The following is a 17,999-nucleotide window of genomic DNA, read 5'->3' as shown; positions in this document are numbered from 1 at the left end:
GTATGAACATGAAGGGTAAGAAAAAATGGATTCTTGGCGTCCTATCCGCGATCGTGGCCTTGTCGCTTATCGTAGGATGCAGCGGGGGCGGGGGCACTTCGCAGGGGCCGGCGGAACCGACGCCCCAGACAGGGCAAGAGCAGACGAACGAAGGGCAAGGACAACAGCAAGAGGAAGCCAGCGACCTGTATCCGCTCGGGAAAGAGCCGCTTGAGATTTCTTTTTACGGACACTACGACTGGTATTCGACGCCTCCTTGGGGCAAGGACGAAGCTTCCAAATGGATTAAAGAAAATTTGAAAGTGAATATTAAACCGATCCAATCCGGCAACGAAGCCGAGAAGAAGCTGCAAACGATGATAGTGGCAGGACAGTTGCCCGATATTATATGGACCGAACGCGGAGCGGATGTGGAGCGGCTGCGCGAAGCGGGCATGCTTGTCCCGCTGGACGATTATATGGAGAAATATCCGAACTTGAAAAAATGGCTCGGGGAAGATACGTTGAAAATGCTTCGCTCCGAGGACGGCAAATTGTACCAATTCCCGAACTGGTACACGAACCAGCCGAACGGAAACGCCGGCTATGCCGTCAACAAGAAAATTTACAAAGAACTAGGTTCGCCTAAGTTGGAAACGACCGACGATTTGTATAATTACCTCAAATTAGTAAAAGAAAAGTACCCGAATGTCATTCCGTTCGAAACGACCACGGCGAAAGAAGGCAACGGCATCGACCAGCTTTATTCCGCTTTTAAAGAAAACAACCGCAGTTATACAAGACATTTCTTCGTGCCGGACGGCGATAAAATGACATCCATATTTTTGGATGAGCCGTTCCGCGAAGCGACGGTATACGCCGCCAAATTGTTCCGTGAGAAATTAATGACGCAAGATGCGTTTACGCAAACGGAAGACAAAATTACCGAGAAGGTGATGAACGGGCGCGTAGCGGTATTGGCGAGCTCCGATCCGATGAAATTCGCGATGCCTGCCGATGCGGAACTGTCCAAAAAGGATCCGGATGCAGGATACTTTATGATTTGGCCGATTTATAAAGAAGGCTTGGATAAGAACAAGATTTATCCGGGAAGCTATAACGTGCTTGGATGGAACGTCGCGGTCATTACGACGAGCGCCAAAGATCCGGAAGCCGTTTTCGCATTCCTTGACTGGTATACCGGTCCGGAAGGGCAAACATTGTTGATGTGGGGACCGGAAGGAAGATTCTGGGATGGATGGGAAGAGGACGGAATTACGCCGAAATTTACGGAAAAATATGTAACGGAGAAAGATGAACTTGCCAAGCTGCAGGGCGAAACGACCAACATTACTTGGGTCGGCAATACGGTGTATGTCGATAACGTCAAAACGAAATACGAATCAACGCTGGATGAGAATGACCGCAACTGGGCTACGCGTTGGCAATCGGAAGTGACGTGGAAAACGCAAAGCGATGCGACCGAGTTCGTCAACCTGGCTCCGATGCCGGAATCCGAGGAAGGCATCATCTACCAGCGCGTCAAGGATATTTGGCTGAAAGTAAGATCGCAAGCGTTGACCGCCAAGACGGACCAAGAGGTTCTCGACATTTTGGATAAGGCTCATGCCGACTCCGTTAAGTCCGGCTACGACAAACTGTTGGAATACTACGACAAAAAATGGAAAGAAAATTTGAAAGCGCTAGGCCGCTAATCGTTTATTAGCTTTAAGAAATGGCGAGGGAATGCTATGATTTTAATAGTATCCCTCGTTTCTTCTCATTATGAACGGCAAGTCTCGTATTGTGGGATCGTTATAGAATGTAAAGGATCGGCAAGTGAAATCAACCTACCGTGTTATTTTTGGGTCTATAGGGGCGAGGACGATGAGAGTTAGCATTTTCGATGTAGCGAAAAAGTCCGGATTGTCGGTAGTTACCGTATCGCGCGTTTTGAACAATTCCTCGTCGGTACGGGAGAAAAACAGACAAAAAGTGCTGGATGCGATGAGAGAATTGAATTACCATCCGAATGCGGCTGCAAGAAGCTTGGCGAAGGGAAAAACGCGCATTATCGGCCTGATCGTAACGACGTTGCAAGACTCCTTCTTGGATGAGGTTGTGAATGAAGTTACAAATACGTTGGAGGCGCATGGCTATTATTTGGCGCTTTCCGTATCCCCGGGCTTGGAAAACGAAGAACATTACTTGATTCAAGAAGATCGAGTGGACGGGCTGATCATTTTATCCCCTATTAAGGAAGAGCAGTATGTGGTCGAATTAACGAAGCGCAAAATTCCGTTTGTACTGATCGACAATCAGAAGATCATTCCATCCGTCTTCAATGTGATCGTCAATAATTTTCAAGGAGGTTACGATGCCACCCGGCATTTAATCGAATTGGGACATACGAAAATCGCGCATATACGAGGTCCGGAATATTTCTTAAGTTCGGTCGAACGGGAGAAAGGTTATAGGCAAGCGTTGCGGGAAGCCGGCTTGCAGCCTTTCGCGATCGAACAGGGCGCGTTCGCGATGGACGACGGTTATCTAATCGGGCGCAAATGGATGGAAGCCGACCGTCTGCCGACCGCCGTTTTCGCATGCGACGACAACATGGCAGTCGGATTGATCAATGCTTTGATGCAGGAGGGCATTCGCGTGCCGGATCATGTATCCGTCGTCGGATACGACGATCAGTATTTCGCCTCTGCGCTGCACCCGCATCTTACGACCGTGAAGCAGCCTACGGTACAGATCGGGCGGACGGCCGTCGACTTACTAATGAAGCAAATCAACGGCAATGCGATACGCAGCAAAACGGTCAAGCTCGAGCCCAAGCTGATTGTCCGCAATTCAACGGCAGCGCCGCGCATGTAACATGATGACGACATCCGAACACTCTTTATCCTTTATCCGCTTTCCTTGCAATCGTAGGAGGGCGGTTTTTCCTTTTGGGACGACAGATCGAACGTTTGGAATGGAAGAAGGCGTTATTGTGAACAATCAGAAGCGGCGTGCATTTTTGCGATAGATTATAGTAAACTGGTTGTAAAACTTGCTGGAAAGCGAATGATTAGCCAATGCGCAATGATATTTGTCATACATGTTCATTTCCAAAACGATCTACTTTATGGTTGCTGGCCGTTCTTGGGATATTCATATTCTCTCTCTGCCTTCGGCCGGTTGCCGCGCAAGCTCATGCCGTGATCGAGCGCATGGTTCCGGATGCGAATGAGCGGCTCCAAGAGGCTCCGCCGGCCATCGAGCTTCAATTCAACGAGAGGATCGAGGCGGATGTCGCTTCGCTTACGCTGCTGGATTCGAACGGGAAACCGGCGGCGGCAGCGGAACCGGAGCCGAGCGAAGACCGCAAGACGTTGCGGCTGTCTCTTCCTGCATTGGAAGACGGCGTATATACGGTAAGCTACCGCGTCATTTCCGCTGACGGCCATCCGGTTTCGGGCGCTTATGTGTTTACGGTCGGCGAACCGGACAAGCGGATCGACGCGACGACGTTCGTTCCCGGCGGACAAACCGGGCACGCGGGCCACGGCGGCCACGGTCACGGCGAATCGGACGGGGCGCTAACGTTGGAACAGTTTTTGTTCTACGCTTCGCGGGTTTTCTACTACGCCCTGCTGCTGGCGGTGGCCGGGACGGCGCTATGGCACGCTCTGCGTCGCGGCGGGACGGAAGCATGGACCCGATTGCTTCGCCAGGCAGGCAAATATATGTTGCCGCTCCACTTGGCGGCGCTGGTCGTCTATATTTATTTTCAGGGCAGCAGCTTGCTTGCAGGACAACCGATCGGGGATTGGCTGAAGCTGTTCCTAAGCACGAAGATCGGCTTGTCTTGGCTCGCTTCGTTCGCGCTCGGGCTCGCAGGCTTTGCCGTTTGGATGCGCGGCCGCTGGTTGACCGCGCTTTGGGCCGTGCTGCTGCTCGGCGCCAAATGCTGGAGCGGCCATAGCGCCGCGTTTGAACAGCCGGCGTATACGATGGCGCTGAACGGCGTACATTTGCTTGCCGCTTCGATTTGGGCCGGCGGCCTCATGTTATTGTTCGCGCTATGGCGGACTCGGAGCGAACCGCTGCAGCCGTTCGCGCAGCAATTCTCGAATGCGGCCGTTTGGTCGATGATCGCGTTAACGGTGACGGGCGTCTTGTCTACGTTTGCATTTTTGCCTGATCTTAGCTATTTATTGCTGACGGCCTGGGGGAAATTCCTGATCGTCAAAACAGCTCTGGTGCTGCTTGTCATTGCGACCGGATATTTGCTTCGCCGCCGCGTGCGCCGCGGGAATCCGGTTTCCGGTTTGCTGCTTCGCATCGATGCGGCATGGCTAAGTGCCATCGTATTGATCGCAGCCATCTTTACGTATTTCAGCCCGCTGCCGGCCAATGAAACGCTGCTATGGCATGAGATGGGCGACGAATTGCATACGACGATCAAGATTACGCCGAACGCGCCGGGGGACAATCGCTTTATCGCCAAAGTATGGCTTCCCGAACAAAGCGGCACGCCCAAACGGGTGACGTTCCGCTTAAAACCGCTTGACCGCCCGGAAGCAGGCGCGATCGACGTGCCGCTAGCCCCATACGAAGATAGGGAATTGGACGAGTTTGAAGGATTCGTGAAATATTCATACGACAGCAAAGGTCCTTATATGGCATTCCCCGGCCGCTGGCAAGTCGAATTGCGCATTATGGACGCCGATGACAATGAATATGTGAAACGTAAGGAGTTCCGGATATACTGATGTCATATAAACAAATTAAATGTTTGATCCTTTGGGTGCCGACGGTCACAATCGCGCTTTGGGAATATGCGCGGCATTCCTTTCTTCTCCCCTATATTTCCATGGATTTGGGGAACTTCTTGGCGGTCGTTCTCGTGTTTCTGGTGACGATTACGATTATGCGCCGCTTGTTTGGGCTGCTGGAAGATACGCAAGAGAGGCTGCAGCGCGAACAACGGGAGAAAGCGGCGCTGAAAGAGCGGGAGAAGCTGGCGCAGGAGTTGCATGACGGGATCTCCCAATCTTTGTTCATGCTGTCGGTGAAGCTGGATCAGTTGGAAGCTTCCGAGACGGCCGAGGAACGGGATCTCCGGATGGACAAATTGCGGCAAACGGTGCGCCATGTATACGATGACGTTCGGCAAGCGATTGGGAATTTGCGAACGGAACCGGCTGTTTCCGACATGCCCTGGTCGCAATCGGTAATGACGATGCTTGAAGAATATAAGCAGGATACGGGATTCGATGTCATCGTCGATTGGCGGATGTCGGAAGACAAGTTTACTTCCAAAGAGAAAATCGAATTATTCGCATGCTTGCGCGAGGCGCTCATCAATGTCCAAAAGCACGCCCAAGCCACGACGGTGCGGGTTGTCGGCGAATCGGAAGGGGAACAGTTCCGCTGCCTCATTGAAGACGACGGAATCGGTTTTGCCGGAGATCCGTTTCAGGCGAAAGGGAGGTATGGGCTGGTCATGATGCGGAGCCGGACGCAGCTAATGGGGTGGAAGCTTGACATAAAACGAAGCGGGGATAGAACGATCGTTGAAATTTGCAAATGAAACGAGGAGGAGCGGGGATGGATTCATTTCGCGTCATTATCGTTGACGATCATGCGCATGCGAGAGAAGGGATGCGCGACATTTTGTCGGTCGATCCGATGTTTGAAGTCGTTGCCGAAGGGGTGAACGGCCTTGAGGCGATTGCGTTGACGGAACAATATATGCCCGATTTAATATTGATGGACATTTCCATGCCGGAAATGGACGGGCTGCAGGCGACGAAACGGATTAAAGAGCAATTTCCTTACGTGAAAATCGTCATGGTGACCGTCTCCGACGACATTACCCATCTGTTCGAAGCGTTGAAAAAAGGGGCGCAAGGCTATTTGCTGAAAAATTTGCGGCCTTCCGCGTGGCATGAGTATTTGCGGGCGATCGCAATCGACGAAGCGCCGATGTCCAAAGAGCTTGCTTTTCGCATTTTGCAGGAGTTTTCAAGGAAAGAAACGACGAAGATGCCCGTCTCCACGCCGCTAACGTCTAGGGAAAGGGAAATATTGGAGCGCGTGGCGAAAGGCGAGTCGAATCGCGAAATTGCCGAACGGCTCACCATTTCCGAGCATACCGTCAAAAATCATCTGAAAAATATTTTGCAAAAACTGCATTTGGACAATCGCGTGCAGTTGACACGGTATGCATTGGAAAACGGTCTAATCGTAAATTGAAATGGAAACAAGTTATTGTTGAAATGGTGAACGACCGTAGCCCTGTTGAGTCATGCAAGCGGCGGCTTCGTGTTATATACTTTTGGATAAGACAAAGTGGAGAGAGGATTGGGTTCATATGAAAAAATGGTTCGTGGCAATGCCGTTGCTGCTCGTATCTATGCTGCTGTTCGCCGGTGCGGCAAGCGCGCATGTTGTCGTGTACCCGCAAGAAACGAAGCAGGGTGCTTACGAGAAATTTACGGTACGCGTTCCGAATGAGAAGGATATCGCGACAGTGAAGGTGCAAGTGAGAATTCCGGAGACAGCGGCCATATCCCGCGTCGAGCCGAAACCGGATTGGAACTATGAAATGGAGAAAGACGAATCCGGCACAGTAACGAGCATTACTTGGACAAGCACAGGCGCCGGCATTCAGGACGGCGAATTCGTCGAGTTCAATATGCAGGGCAAAGTGGCCGACGATGCTGCGCAGATCGTCTGGAAAGCTTATCAAACCTATGAGGACGGCAGCGTCGTCGAGTGGACCGGCGCGGAAGATTCGGAGACTCCCGCCTCGGTGACGAGCGTAAACGGGAAAGCGACAGGCCATGGCGACGGGCACGGCGGGGGCGTTGACGCCGCTGCAGCGGGCGAGGCGGCTGCAGCCGATGAGGAAGCGCCGATCGACAATTCGGCCAGAAATTCGATTCTTGCCCTTAGCTTCGGTATTGCCTCGATGATATTAAGTGTAATCAATTTGATCATCTTATTATTCAAAAAAGCGAAAAATTAACTCGGATCGGCCGTCTTTTACGCGTTTGCGGGGATGGCGGCCTGTTTTCTTTTTCTACCATACCTGCCTCTAAATGATGTTTTTCTTCGCCTTCTGTCGAAATCCCGTTCGTTCAGGGAGGTTGCATCTGCTTCGCCAGACGGTCGTCCCCACATGCGTGGGATCCCGCCAACACAACCGCTAGTTTAGGAAAAATTGTCTCGTTTTCGTCAATATCTCGCCGACTTTTCAAAAAGGTGGTCGACTTTGTTGATTGTCTCGCATTCATAAGGGAAATTTCTTGGCTGGTGGTCACACATGTTGTACGGAGTACAACATTTTTGGGACAGGAAGGGTCGAATCGTAGGTTATGTTGCACAATGTACAACAAAATCGCAAATATAACGGGTTAACGCCCCCCATCTGCCCTCGAATTGTTGTAAAAAATACAACATAGGCGTTGTTTTCCTATAGATAGGGTGCTAAATGTTGTATATTGTACATCATACCCAGCTTTCTCATATACCTGAGCGGGTGATGGAATCCTCAACATCTCGATGGAAATGCGAGCCTCCGGCTCGCGGAAAAGAGGGAGATGTTGACGCTCGTCCTATTGGGGCTGCTCCAATGAGGCATGCACGGACGGTCGCCCCCACACGCGCGGGTTCTCACCCCACACAACCGCCAATTAAAAAAAACCACCCGGAGGTGGCATGCTTTATGTATGGAGCGGGTGATGGGAATCGAACCCACGCTACCAGCTTGGAAGGCTGGAGTTCTACCATTGAACTACACCCGCAAATACTAAAATGGTCGGGACGACACGATTTGAACATGCGACCCCCTGGTCCCAAACCAGGTGCTCTACCAAGCTGAGCTACGTCCCGAAGTATTTGTTTTCCGCCGTTAACAGCGACAAGAAATAATATATCACGTACTCGTTCCTTTTGCAACTGGTATATTATTACATTCCACTCCAATCCTGCATTTCCTGATCTCCCTTTGTCAGTATCCCTCTCATTCAAAAAGTCAAAGGTTCAAACAATGAGCTCTTCTGGTATTGGATGCGATCTGCGATCTTATCTTGAGTCAGTCTGAACGAAGGGGATTTCGACAGAAGGCCGAAAAAGTTTAATAGATCCGAGCTTCGTTTTAACCATACGTTTGAAGAAATTCGCGCGTCAGCGGCGGGAATGCGATACGGGAACCGGTCAAACAACCCGCAACCAAATGAATTAGCTGGATTTCCTGGCGTTAATTTGTTGGAATGAACGGGAATTGGAAATCTAGCGGTAGAATGCGGCGTTAATTTCAAGCATGTGGGGCGATTCGGTCGATTTGCCAATGATTAACGGTAGTATTTCCATCTAATTCGGCATCACAGTAGGGAAGGCATAAATTAACGCCAGAAATTGGAGCAAATTAAAGGCAAAGGCGGCAAGGGCGCATCATCCGCCGCCTCATTTTCAAAATATCGGACAAAGCGATATAATAGCGATAAGGTTAACACAGGGAGTGGAAAGAAATGAAGTCGATCACGATTTTAATAGCCGACGATGAGACGGAAATTGCCGATTTGATCGAGCTGCATCTGCAAAAGGAAGGGTACCGTTGCATAAAAGCAGCCGATGGGCTGGAAGCCGTGCAGGCGGTGAAGGCGCATTCCGTCGATTTGGCGATATTGGACATTATGATGCCGAATTTGGACGGCTATGAAGCGATTAGGCAAATTCGGGAGCATTATTATATGCCTATTATTTTCTTGAGCGCCAAAGCGACCGATCTCGATAAAATCGCGGGGTTGATCAGAGGCGCGGACGATTATGTGACCAAACCGTTCAACCCGATGGAATTGGTCGCCCGCGTGAATGCCCAATTGAGGCGTTCCATGCAGTTCAATCAACAGGCGCAGGGGAATAAATCTACCCTGGAGGCGGGAGGGTTGATCATTTATCCCGAAGAACGGACGGTTTATCTTTACGGCAAACCTGTCGAGCTGACGCAGAAAGAGTTTGACATTTTGGCGCTGCTGGCCGGTTACCCCAAGAAAGTATTCAGCTCGGAGCATATTTTTCAGCAAGTATGGGGCGAGGCCTATTACGAAGGCGGCGGCAATACGGTGATGGTGCATATTCGTTCTTTGCGGAAAAAACTCGGCGAAGATACGCGAAAAGACAAGCTGATCAAAACCGTTTGGGGAGTAGGTTATACGTTCAATGGCTAAATTGATTCGAAGTTTTCGCTCCAAAATGATATTGCTGTTCGGCTTAAGCATGGTCTGTTCCGGTATCATAACCTACATCATTTATAAAATTCTTCAACTCTATTATCATACGACGAAGGTTGAAGATCCGTTGACCAAAGTCCGTTATTTCATAAGAGAAGTAGGGGACGTTAATTCCTTTTTAATTATTTTCATTCCGCTCGCGATTTTATTTTTCTTTCTCTTCACTAAACGGTATGCGACGTATTTCCAGGTTATCTCGGGCGGCATTCATCAGCTTGCGAACGGCGATTTTGACAGTCGCGTCTCGATTCCGACCAAAGACGAATTCGGCGATATTGCCAGAGATATTAATTTGGCGAGCGAAAAATTGCGGCTGGCGTTGGAAAGAGGAGATTTTGCGGAGAGCAGCAAGGAGCAGTTGGTTTTGAATTTGGCGCATGATTTGCGTACGCCGTTGACCTCCGTCATCGGGTATTTGGATTTCATTCTTCGGGACGACCGGCTGACTCCGGAACAAACGAAACATTACACGAGCATTGCCTTCGCCAAGTCGCAACGCTTGGAGAAGCTAATCGACGAATTATTCGAAGTTACCCGCATGAATTACGGCAAGCTTACCGTCGATAAGAAACCGATTGATCTTAGCGAGCTTCTTACCCAATTAACCGAGGAATTATACCCTCTTTTTGAGAAAAACCGTTTAACGACGCGACTGCATATTACCCCGGATATCACGATTCAGGCCGACGGCGAGCTATTGGCGCGCGTATTTGAAAATTTGCTGACGAATGCCGTCCGCTATGGCAAAGACGGGCAGTTTATCGATATTCATTGCCATATCGATGAAGCGGATGCGGTCGTTCAAGTGGTCAATTACGGCGATTGCATTCCCCCGGACGAGTTGCCGCATATTTTCGATATGTTCTATACCGGCGACCAATCGCGAACGTATCGTGAAGGCAGTACCGGACTAGGATTGTTCATTGCGAAAAATATCGTCGGGCAGCATCAAGGCGCCATTTCGGCTCAAAGCGACGTCATTCGTACGCTCTTTGAAGTTCGCCTGCCTCGGGAAAACGGCGAATCCGAACGTCCCGAGTAACGGTTGTGCCGACCATTTAAGGAATATTTTAAAAATACCCCACTACTTTTTTTAACATTTCGTCCTATTCTCTATGAATGAGGGCAGGAGGAAATGAAGAATGAAGAAGTGGGGTTTTTGGCATGGATTCGCAATGAAGACGAAAAAATGGTTCCGCAGAGACACGGCGGCGGCATGGCTGTTTCTCGCCCCAAGCGGAGCGGGATTTGCACTGTTCTATCTTATTCCGTTTGCCATGGGCGTACTTTACTCCTTTATGGACAGTACGGTAGACGGTCATTTTGTCGGGGTGGACAATTATCGCGAACTGCTTGCGAGCGCTTCGTTCCGAAAGGCGGCGTCGAATACGTTTTATTTCACCGCGGTTAGTGTGCCCGTTATGATTGTGCTGTCGCTAGGCTTGGCGATGCTGCTGAATAAAAATGTTTATTTCCGAAAATGGTTCAGAACTTCCTATGTGCTGCCGCTTGTCGTTCCCGTCGCCTCGATTATTCTGATCTGGCAAATGCTGTTTGATTGGAACGGCTCCTTGAACGCTTGGCTAACTCAGTTCGGATTGGAACGCGTGGATTGGATGAAAAGCGATACCGCTCGAATGGTGGTGATTGTCGTTTATCTATGGAAGAACATCGGCTATAACGTGATTTTATTTCTGGCGGGACTACAGCAAATTCCGAAGGATTATTATGAAACCGCTCAAGTGGAAGGCGCGGGGCGCTTACGGCAGTTTGGCAGCATTACGCTGGTCTATCTCACGTCCACCATGTTCTTTGTCGTCATGATGTCGATCATTAATTCGTTTAAAGTATTTCGGGAAACGTATTTGATCGCAGGCGATTATCCGCATGACAGCATCTATATGCTGCAGCATTATATGAACAACATGTTCGCGTCGTTGGACATTCAGAAGCTGACCGCGGCGGCGACTTTGATGGTTGGCTGTATTCTTCTGCTCGTCATGGGTTTGTTTGCGCTGGAACGCCGGTATCGGCAGTTCATGGAATAGGGGGGAGGAAAGGTCGATTGCAAGTGACCAAAGGTTTGCGAAAAACAAAAGGTTTGCAAAAAGCGCGTTAACGGTCGTCATGGGCGCTATTGCGGTCCTGTTATTATTGCCGATCGTGATCACTTTTACAAATTCGCTTATGACGGAACTGGAAATTGGAATCAATTACGGGCCCATCGGGAAAGCGAGCGAAGCGGCTGCAGGGACAGCCAATCCATTTGTCAATTTAAAATTGCTGCCGGATCAAGTGTCTTTGGAGCAGTACGGCAAAGTGCTGGTAAACAGCCCGAAATTTCTAATGATGTTCTGGAATTCGGCGTTTATGGTGGTGCCGATCATCGCAGGCCAGACCCTTGTAGCGGCGTTTGCCGCCTATGCGCTCTCCAAGCTTCATTTTCGCGGCCGCGATACGCTGTTCATTGTCTATCTCTTATCGATGCTCATGCCGTTCCAAGTGACGCTCGTGCCAAATTACATGATGGCGGATACATTGGGGTTGCTGAACAGCCCGGGGGCTATTATATGGCCCGGCATATTCGCGGCTTTCGGCGTGTTTATGCTGCGCCAGTTCATGCTGCATATTCCGTATGCCTATATCGAAGCAGCTAAGCTTGACGGTGCCGGTCATTTACGGATTTTCTCTACGATCATCGTCCCTATGATCAAACCGGGCATAGCCGCGCTTGTGATCCTGTTATTTGTCGATTATTGGAACATGGTAGAGCAGCCCCTTATTTTTCTGGACGATTCGTTCAAGCAGCCGCTATCCGTTTATTTATCGAGGATCAACGAGGGCGAGCAGGGTGTCGCTTTCGCTGCATCGATCCTTTACATGACTCCGATGGTGCTGTTGTTTCTATACGCGGAAACGTATTTTATCGAAGGCATTCAATTATCCGGCATCAAGGGGTAGGTTTGCAGAGCGGATGCCGACGAGGCGAGTTTCGCTGAAGCATAAGCGGTTAGGAGGTGAAAGACGTGGACATGGAGTTACAAAATGAGACGGCCGATCGAAGGCGCAAACGAAACATTCAAGTCGCATTCATAGCTTTTATAGGGTTGCTGGCGATTTTGATGTTATTCGGCAACACGCTGCAGTCGCTGACCTTGCCGAAGGTGAGAACGGAAAAGGCAATGAACGGAAGTCTTGTACATACGCTCGAAGGCAGCGGCATCTTGCGCCCGGTTGGCGAGGAGAAACTATCGAATCCTGACGGCTGGAAGGTCCGGAAGATTCTCGTAAAAGAAGGAGATCATGTGAAGAAGGGGCAAAAGCTGATCCTCTATGACAGCAAATCTGCCGAGCGAGAATTGCAGGATGAGGTCACCCATTTGGAAAAACAGAAAATCGAGCTGCAAAATACGCAAGATCAGTTCATCCAGGCAACGATGGAAGGGGACGAACTCCAGTTTCGCAATGTAAAACGCGAGATCGAAACGCGCAAGCTCGATCTGGGCGTGCAGGAACGTAAAATCGACGAATTGAAAGACCGCCTGACAAGCCGGAAGGAACTGACGGCTCCGTTCGACGGGATGATTACGAAAATCAACGCGGTTGAAGGATTAGCGTCTGGAGAGGGGGATGTTCTGATTGCAAACGATCGTTTGGGTTACTGGTTTGAATTAACCGCCGATGCCAAGCTGTTATCCGGCTTAGGGATATCGATTGGGGAAAAGATCGAAGTCCAGGTCAATACCTCCCAAGAACAACAGACCCGTCTCGTTGACGGCACGATTAATGAAATGGCGAATGCGGAACCGCGTACCGACAATTCATCGAGTATGGATTCGGGCAAGATCCGGACCATTCCTCAGAAGGTTCTTCGCATCAAGGTAATTGATGCCGAACTGAAAGGGGGGGAGCAGGCATGGGTCAAACTCGAGAAGCGCTCGAACCAAGAGGGATTCGTCATTTCCAATGCGGCGATTCATCAGGATCGGGAGGGCATGTTTGTGTATAAAATTGAAGAGCAGCGGGGCGCATTGGGCAATGTCTTCGTTGCGCGTAAATTCAAGCTTGATTCGAGTGAAACGAATGACAAGGAAACGATGATTCAATCGGGCAGCCTCTTTGAAGGGGAGCTCATTGTTGTGGAGAGCAGCGAACCATTGCAGGACGGCGATCGTGTTCGTCTGCAATAGAAAAATAGATTCGATATAGTAGAGGAGTGGAACTCATATGATGAAAAAAAAGCTATGGACAATGTTCATTTGTTTGATGATGATCGCAACGACGGCATGCAGTTCCGGAGGCAGCGGGGAAGAGAAGAACCAAGGGAAACCGGTCAAGTCGGATGGGAAAACCGTCCTTACTTTGACGATCCTGCAACCGGACGAATTTTACCAGACCGTAAAGAAAAAGTTTGAAGAGAAATACCCGGAGATCGACCTGCAAATCATATCTTATAAGCAACAAGCGGGGGAAGAGTGGACGGTTGGCGATTTCGAAAAGTACCAAAAAACGACGAATACGGCACTGCTATCCGGGAAAGGCGCGGATATTATCGAAATAGGCGGCTTGCCTCTCAAAGAATATATAAGCAAACAGTTTCTCCTGAACATGGAAGATTTATTGGAACAAGACAGTACATTGAATAAGAGCGAGTTGCAAACGAACGTTTTGGAAGCGGCGAAGAAGGCGCATGGCGGCTTATATGCGATGCCATCCGGATTTTACCTGGAGGCGTTCGTGGGAGACGGAGACATTCTCGCAAACGCAAGCGTGAAAGCGGACGATAAGAACTGGGGCTGGAAGGAGTTCGGGGAGATCTCCAGAACACTGAAGCAGCAGGCAGGCGAGAGCGGCTTCGCCTTGGCAGGCACCCCGCCGGAACGAATCCTTTATGAAACGGTTTTTGATCATTTCGAACAGTTCGTTGACAGTGCGGCGAAGAAGGCAAACTTCGACTCTCCCTCATTCGTGGAAACTATGCAACAATTAAAAAAATGGTATGACGAGAAAGTGATGACTGCCAATCAAGCGGAAGCGGGTAAACAATTGTTCTACAATACCTATTTTTACTCGCCGGCCGACTTGATCCATATTCCGCATCAATTCTTCTCGAATCCGAAACTGCTGCAAAAGCCGCATGCGGAAGGACAAAACGGTGTAACAATCACACCTTCATTTGAGTTTGCGATTTGAGCCAAATCGTTAGTCAAGGAGGAGGCATGGAAATTTGTTTCCTTCTTGTTATCCGAAGAAGTGCAATCCTTGCAAGATGGAATTTCATTGCATAAATCTGTGAATGAGAAGAAGCTGAACGACATGAAGGAGCAAATGAAGAATGGAACGTTCAAGCTTCCAGATGGGAAAGCAATCAACGTGCCGAACGAACAATTTGCCCAAATCCAGGAGATCATCAACGCGGCAGATCACTATATGAACTACGATCCTAAAATTGTTCGCATGATCGAAGAGGAAGCCAAACCGTTTTTCAACGGACAAAAGACTGCCAAGGAAGCAGCGAAGCTGATCCAGAACCGGGCGACAACGTATTTAAACGAGTAGAAAGGGCAGTCGCGAAGCGAAGCTCGGGCAAAACGCCTCGAACCAAACGGTTTGAGGCGCTTCACATCATCAGTCCCAGCACGCCGCGGATCATTCCGAGCGTGAATAAGGCGCCCATGATCATGGCCAGGCTTGCCATCACCCCCTCGATGCGGCCGAATTCGAACGCTCTCGTCGTTCCGATGCCGTGCGCCCCCATGCCGAGCAGCAGCCCCCGCGACACGCTGCTTCGAAGGCGGAACAGCCGGATCATGGGCGGGCCGATCACGACGCCGGTAATGCCTGTCATAATAACGAATACGGCCGTTATCGCAGGGATGCCGCCAAGCGATTGCGAAACGTTCATCGCGATCGGCGTCGTAATCGAGCGCGGAGCCATGCTTTCGATCAATTGGGCGTCCATTTGCATCCACTCGGCCAGCAGCACGGAAGTGACGATCGCAACGAAGGAACCGAACAGGACGCTCGATATCATTTCCAGCGCATGTTTTTTGAGCAATTGAAAATATTTGTACAACGGCACGGCAAACGCAACAGTTGCCGGTCCGAGCAGATCGGTCAATACCTGCGTGCCGGCATGGTACGATTCGAACGGGACGCGGAATGCGAGGAGACCGACAATCAATAGAACCGGCACAATGATGACCGGAGACAGATACGTTCGTTTGAAACGTTGATACAACCGGTCCGTTCCCCAATAAATGCCGACGGTAAGAAGCAGACAAGCGATGGCGATCATGCGGTCTCCCTCCCTTTTTTGCGCGAGATGAACTCGGCAAGCAGCCCGGTGCATGCCATCACGGCAAAGGTGCTGAGACCGATCACCATAATAAGCCGGAGGACGGAAGAAGCGATCAATTGTTGGTACTGAACGATGCCGACGACGGAAGGTATGAAAAACAATAGCAGTTTGGAAAGCAGCCAATCGGCTCCTTGCTCGATCCATTCAAGCCGGATCCATTTCAATTGCAGCAAGGCGAACAGGATGCCGAGGCCGATGATGCTGCCGGGAATCGGCAAGCCGAAATAATCGGATATGACGTTGCCGAGTAAAGTTAAACCGGTCAGAAGTCCAAGCTGACCGATGATTTTGGCGATTTTCCACATGTTGAATACTCCTCTCGATATTGAGTATACTTCGCGCTTCAGAATAGGTAAAATACATATATTGAATGATATTTATGCTTTTTATCTATAAATCACGGATACAAGATCAGATGTTTATCTTGTTTTAGGAGGAAACGCTCGAATGGATATCCGGCATTTAAACTATTTTCTGGAGGTTGCGAAATATCGAAGCTTTACGAAAGCGGCGGAAACGCTGCATGTGACGCAGCCGACGATCAGCAAAATGATTAAGGCGGTCGAAGACGAATTGGGCGTCTTATTGTTCGACCGTTCCACCAAACATATCGAATTAACGGACGCGGGCCGGGCGATTCTAGTGCAAGCGCAGCAAATCGTGCATTCCTTCGATCACTTGGCTTCCGAACTGGCGGATGTGATGGAAATGCGGAAAGGGACGATCCGCATCGGCATTCCTCCGATGACCGGCGCGCCTTTCTTCCCTGCGGTCATCGCCGAATTTCACCGGTTGTACCCGGGCATTCGCATTCGCCTGATCGAAGAAGGGGGACGAACGATCGAGCGGGAAGTGGAGAACGGCTCGCTCGATATCGGGGTGGCGGTGCTGCCGGTCAATGAAGCGCAGTTTGAAGTGCTGCCGTTTGTGGTGGACGACCTCAAGCTTGTTCTGCATCCAGATCATCGGTTGGCGGGACGCGAGTCCGTGCGGCTGGAGGAATTGCGCGACGAGCCGTTCATCATGTACCGTGAAGATTTCGCTTTGCACGAGATGATTACGACGGCGTGCATTCGCGCCGGTTTTCGTCCGAACATTGCTTATAGCAGCTCCCAATGGGATTTTATTAGCGAGATGGTCGCGGTCGGACTCGGCGTGGCGCTGCTGCCGCAGACGATTTGCCGCAAGCTCGATCCCGGCCGGATCGCTGCGGCGAAGCTCGAAGCTCCGGCGATTTCATGGAACTTGGCGATGATATGGTCCAAAGACCGGTATTTGTCGTTTGCGGGACGCGAGTGGCTCCGATTTGCGCGTACTACATTTTCCTTGCCGCAACCAACGCAAGAAGAATGATAAACAACAACATCGGTCATAAAAACACATAAAACAAACAAAAAATCATTGACATTCGTCATGAATCAACCTTAATATGATAGTGAAACGACAGGATCGACGAATGCCTTCTGTTCGTTTCGATTCCGGTGATGTATGGGGGATAGGATGTCCTTAACTTTTGAAGAACGGAAAAAAACGATTTTGCAGCTGCTGACGCAGGACGAGAAGGTACGGGTGCCGCATCTCGCAGAACGTCTGAACGTCTCGTCGGAAACGATCCGCCGCGATTTGGACCGCTTGGAGAAGGAAGGGCTGCTCAAGAAAGTATACGGCGGGGCCGTAAAGGCGCGAATGCATGCGGCGGAGCCGCCGTATTTGCAAAGAATGCAAACGAATCGCGAGGAGAAGGAAGCGATCGGCAAGTTGGCCGCCGGCCTGGTGAAGGACGGAGAGACGATTATGATCGACAACGGCACCACGACGATCGAGGTGATCCGCCATTTGCACGAGCGGCCGGACGTCACGATCGTGACCCATTCCGTGTCGGCCATGATGTTGGCTATGGAACGCTTTCCGGGACGCGTCATTTTCGCCGGAGGCGAGATCGACGTATCCTTGCAATCCGCGGGAGGGGCGTTAACGGAACGCTTGCTCGAGCAGTTGAAGGTACATAAAGCTTTTATTTCGGTCGGAGGTATTTCGCTGGTCGACGGGATTACGGACTATGATTTGAAGGAAGCGAGCGTGTCCCGCAAAATGATGGAACGGGCGGAAGAAGCGATCGTGCTCGCGGACCATTCCAAGCTGGGGGCGTCGGCTTTTGCGAAAATCGCGGATTTGCAGGAAGTTTCGATGATGATCATCGGCCGGCAATGTCCCGAGGAATGGATCGAGCATTTGCGGCGGAAGCAAATTGAAATCGCACTGGCGTAAAGAGGCGGAAGCGGGAAGAGGATTGAGTTCGCTTCCGCTTGAAGAGGAGCAGGCCGGCGCGGGCAACAACGAAGAAGAATGAAACGGAAGGGGAAGGGCTG

At 50.4% G+C, this 17,999-nt stretch carries 17 protein-coding genes and 2 tRNA genes; 15 read left to right on the top strand and 4 right to left on the bottom strand.

From position 1 onward, the window contains the following. The first annotated feature begins 8 nt into the window (after nucleotides 1–8). The 6 genes from LQ229_RS01820 (at nucleotide 9) to LQ229_RS01795 (ending at nucleotide 7,003) form a co-directional block, all read left to right on the top strand. Nucleotides 9–1,694 carry an extracellular solute-binding protein gene (locus LQ229_RS01820; protein ID WP_216538558.1) on the top strand — a complete coding sequence of 562 codons (1,686 nt, stop codon included), beginning with the start codon at nucleotides 9–11 and terminating at the stop codon, nucleotides 1,692–1,694. Between the two features lie 172 nt (nucleotides 1,695–1,866). Beyond that, a complete protein-coding gene (locus LQ229_RS01815; RefSeq protein WP_216538557.1) occupies nucleotides 1,867–2,859 on the top strand; it encodes a LacI family DNA-binding transcriptional regulator in 993 nt (330 codons plus the stop codon). Between the two features lie 326 nt (nucleotides 2,860–3,185). Then, nucleotides 3,186–4,742, top strand: a complete 1,557-nt coding sequence (locus tag LQ229_RS01810; RefSeq protein WP_216538556.1) for a copper resistance protein CopC — start codon at nucleotides 3,186–3,188, stop codon at nucleotides 4,740–4,742. Beyond that, nucleotides 4,742–5,563 carry a histidine kinase gene (locus LQ229_RS01805; protein ID WP_216538555.1) on the top strand — a complete coding sequence of 274 codons (822 nt, stop codon included), beginning with the start codon at nucleotides 4,742–4,744 and terminating at the stop codon, nucleotides 5,561–5,563. The genes LQ229_RS01810 and LQ229_RS01805 overlap by 1 nt, the downstream gene beginning before the upstream one ends. A gap of 17 nt (nucleotides 5,564–5,580) precedes the next feature. After that, nucleotides 5,581–6,228: a response regulator transcription factor gene (locus LQ229_RS01800; RefSeq protein ID WP_216538554.1), complete on the top strand. Its 648-nt coding sequence runs from the start codon at nucleotides 5,581–5,583 to the stop codon at nucleotides 6,226–6,228. 118 nt (nucleotides 6,229–6,346) lie between these two features. Next, on the top strand, nucleotides 6,347–7,003 hold the full coding sequence (locus LQ229_RS01795; protein WP_216538553.1) for a YcnI family protein: 657 nt from the start codon (nucleotides 6,347–6,349) through the stop codon (nucleotides 7,001–7,003). Nucleotides 7,004–7,707: 704 nt separating this feature from the next. On the opposite strand, the gene LQ229_RS01790 is transcribed toward LQ229_RS01795, so the two are convergent. Both LQ229_RS01790 and LQ229_RS01785 read right to left on the bottom strand, forming a co-directional pair. After that, nucleotides 7,708–7,781 (bottom strand) — tRNA-Gly (locus LQ229_RS01790). Between the two features lie 11 nt (nucleotides 7,782–7,792). Next, nucleotides 7,793–7,869, bottom strand: a tRNA-Pro gene (locus LQ229_RS01785). Nucleotides 7,870–8,507: 638 nt separating this feature from the next. Here LQ229_RS01785 and LQ229_RS01780 point away from each other — a divergent pair. From LQ229_RS01780 to LQ229_RS27255, 7 genes are all read left to right on the top strand, one after another. Further along, complete coding sequence (locus LQ229_RS01780; RefSeq protein WP_216538552.1) at nucleotides 8,508–9,206, top strand: response regulator transcription factor; 699 nt, start codon at nucleotides 8,508–8,510, stop codon at nucleotides 9,204–9,206. Continuing rightward, nucleotides 9,199–10,311, top strand: a complete 1,113-nt coding sequence (locus LQ229_RS01775; protein WP_230190785.1) for a HAMP domain-containing sensor histidine kinase — start codon at nucleotides 9,199–9,201, stop codon at nucleotides 10,309–10,311. Before LQ229_RS01780 ends, LQ229_RS01775 begins: the two co-directional genes overlap by 8 nt. A gap of 100 nt (nucleotides 10,312–10,411) precedes the next feature. Next, entirely contained in the window at nucleotides 10,412–11,317 is a 906-nt protein-coding gene (locus LQ229_RS01770) for a sugar ABC transporter permease (RefSeq protein ID WP_230190784.1), read from the top strand. A gap of 79 nt (nucleotides 11,318–11,396) precedes the next feature. Next, the gene (locus LQ229_RS01765; RefSeq protein WP_230190783.1) at nucleotides 11,397–12,230 is read left to right on the top strand and encodes a carbohydrate ABC transporter permease; all 834 of its coding nucleotides are present in this window, start codon (nucleotides 11,397–11,399) and stop codon (nucleotides 12,228–12,230) included. 71 nt (nucleotides 12,231–12,301) lie between these two features. Beyond that, the gene (locus tag LQ229_RS01760) at nucleotides 12,302–13,459 is read left to right on the top strand and encodes an efflux RND transporter periplasmic adaptor subunit (protein ID WP_230190812.1); all 1,158 of its coding nucleotides are present in this window, start codon (nucleotides 12,302–12,304) and stop codon (nucleotides 13,457–13,459) included. A 37-nt stretch (nucleotides 13,460–13,496) separates the two neighbouring features. After that, nucleotides 13,497–14,462, top strand: coding sequence for a carbohydrate ABC transporter substrate-binding protein (locus LQ229_RS01755; protein ID WP_356709247.1), 966 nt, complete (start codon nucleotides 13,497–13,499; stop codon nucleotides 14,460–14,462). Between the two features lie 99 nt (nucleotides 14,463–14,561). Further along, complete coding sequence (locus LQ229_RS27255; RefSeq protein ID WP_356709244.1) at nucleotides 14,562–14,828, top strand: hypothetical protein; 267 nt, start codon at nucleotides 14,562–14,564, stop codon at nucleotides 14,826–14,828. A 61-nt stretch (nucleotides 14,829–14,889) separates the two neighbouring features. Here LQ229_RS27255 and LQ229_RS01750 read toward each other — a convergent pair whose 3' ends face one another. Together LQ229_RS01750 and LQ229_RS01745 are read right to left on the bottom strand one after the other, a co-directional pair. Next, nucleotides 14,890–15,567: an LrgB family protein gene (locus tag LQ229_RS01750; protein WP_230190782.1), complete on the bottom strand. Its 678-nt coding sequence runs from the start codon at nucleotides 15,565–15,567 to the stop codon at nucleotides 14,890–14,892. Then, a complete protein-coding gene (locus LQ229_RS01745) occupies nucleotides 15,564–15,935 on the bottom strand; it encodes a CidA/LrgA family protein (protein WP_230190781.1) in 372 nt (123 codons plus the stop codon). Before LQ229_RS01745 ends, LQ229_RS01750 begins: the two co-directional genes overlap by 4 nt. A gap of 142 nt (nucleotides 15,936–16,077) precedes the next feature. Between LQ229_RS01745 and LQ229_RS01740 the strand changes: the two genes are divergently transcribed. Both LQ229_RS01740 and LQ229_RS01735 read left to right on the top strand, forming a co-directional pair. Continuing rightward, nucleotides 16,078–16,983, top strand: coding sequence for a LysR family transcriptional regulator (locus LQ229_RS01740; RefSeq protein WP_230190780.1), 906 nt, complete (start codon nucleotides 16,078–16,080; stop codon nucleotides 16,981–16,983). Between the two features lie 147 nt (nucleotides 16,984–17,130). Continuing rightward, nucleotides 17,131–17,898 carry a DeoR/GlpR family DNA-binding transcription regulator gene (locus LQ229_RS01735; RefSeq protein WP_230190779.1) on the top strand — a complete coding sequence of 256 codons (768 nt, stop codon included), beginning with the start codon at nucleotides 17,131–17,133 and terminating at the stop codon, nucleotides 17,896–17,898. Nucleotides 17,899–17,999: the final 101 nt, after the last annotated feature.

Origin of the sequence: Paenibacillus sp. CECT 9249 (assembly GCF_918697855.1) — a bacterium.
GTDB lineage: Bacteria > Bacillota > Bacilli > Paenibacillales > Paenibacillaceae > MSJ-34.
This window is presented reverse-complemented; position numbering and strand designations above follow the sequence as displayed.

Excerpts from the sequence above, each read along its gene's own strand:
- LQ229_RS01820 (WP_216538558.1), top strand. The coding sequence starts at position 9 with ATGAAGGGTAAGAAAAAATGGATTCTTGGCGTCCTATCCGCGATCGTG.
- LQ229_RS01815 (WP_216538557.1), top strand. The coding sequence starts at position 1,867 with ATGAGAGTTAGCATTTTCGATGTAGCGAAAAAGTCCGGATTGTCGGTA.
- LQ229_RS01805 (WP_216538555.1), top strand. The coding sequence starts at position 4,742 with ATGTCATATAAACAAATTAAATGTTTGATCCTTTGGGTGCCGACGGTC.
- LQ229_RS01800 (WP_216538554.1), top strand. The coding sequence starts at position 5,581 with ATGGATTCATTTCGCGTCATTATCGTTGACGATCATGCGCATGCGAGA.
- LQ229_RS01795 (WP_216538553.1), top strand. The coding sequence starts at position 6,347 with ATGAAAAAATGGTTCGTGGCAATGCCGTTGCTGCTCGTATCTATGCTG.
- LQ229_RS01780 (WP_216538552.1), top strand. The coding sequence starts at position 8,508 with ATGAAGTCGATCACGATTTTAATAGCCGACGATGAGACGGAAATTGCC.
- LQ229_RS01775 (WP_230190785.1), top strand. The coding sequence starts at position 9,199 with ATGGCTAAATTGATTCGAAGTTTTCGCTCCAAAATGATATTGCTGTTC.
- LQ229_RS01770 (WP_230190784.1), top strand. The coding sequence starts at position 10,412 with ATGAAGAAGTGGGGTTTTTGGCATGGATTCGCAATGAAGACGAAAAAA.
- LQ229_RS01765 (WP_230190783.1), top strand. The coding sequence starts at position 11,397 with ATGGGCGCTATTGCGGTCCTGTTATTATTGCCGATCGTGATCACTTTT.
- LQ229_RS01760 (WP_230190812.1), top strand. The coding sequence starts at position 12,302 with ATGGAGTTACAAAATGAGACGGCCGATCGAAGGCGCAAACGAAACATT.
- LQ229_RS01755 (WP_356709247.1), top strand. The coding sequence starts at position 13,497 with ATGATGAAAAAAAAGCTATGGACAATGTTCATTTGTTTGATGATGATC.
- LQ229_RS01750 (WP_230190782.1), bottom strand. The coding sequence starts at position 15,567 with ATGATCGCCATCGCTTGTCTGCTTCTTACCGTCGGCATTTATTGGGGA.
- LQ229_RS01745 (WP_230190781.1), bottom strand. The coding sequence starts at position 15,935 with ATGTGGAAAATCGCCAAAATCATCGGTCAGCTTGGACTTCTGACCGGT.
- LQ229_RS01740 (WP_230190780.1), top strand. The coding sequence starts at position 16,078 with ATGGATATCCGGCATTTAAACTATTTTCTGGAGGTTGCGAAATATCGA.
- LQ229_RS01735 (WP_230190779.1), top strand. The coding sequence starts at position 17,131 with ATGTCCTTAACTTTTGAAGAACGGAAAAAAACGATTTTGCAGCTGCTG.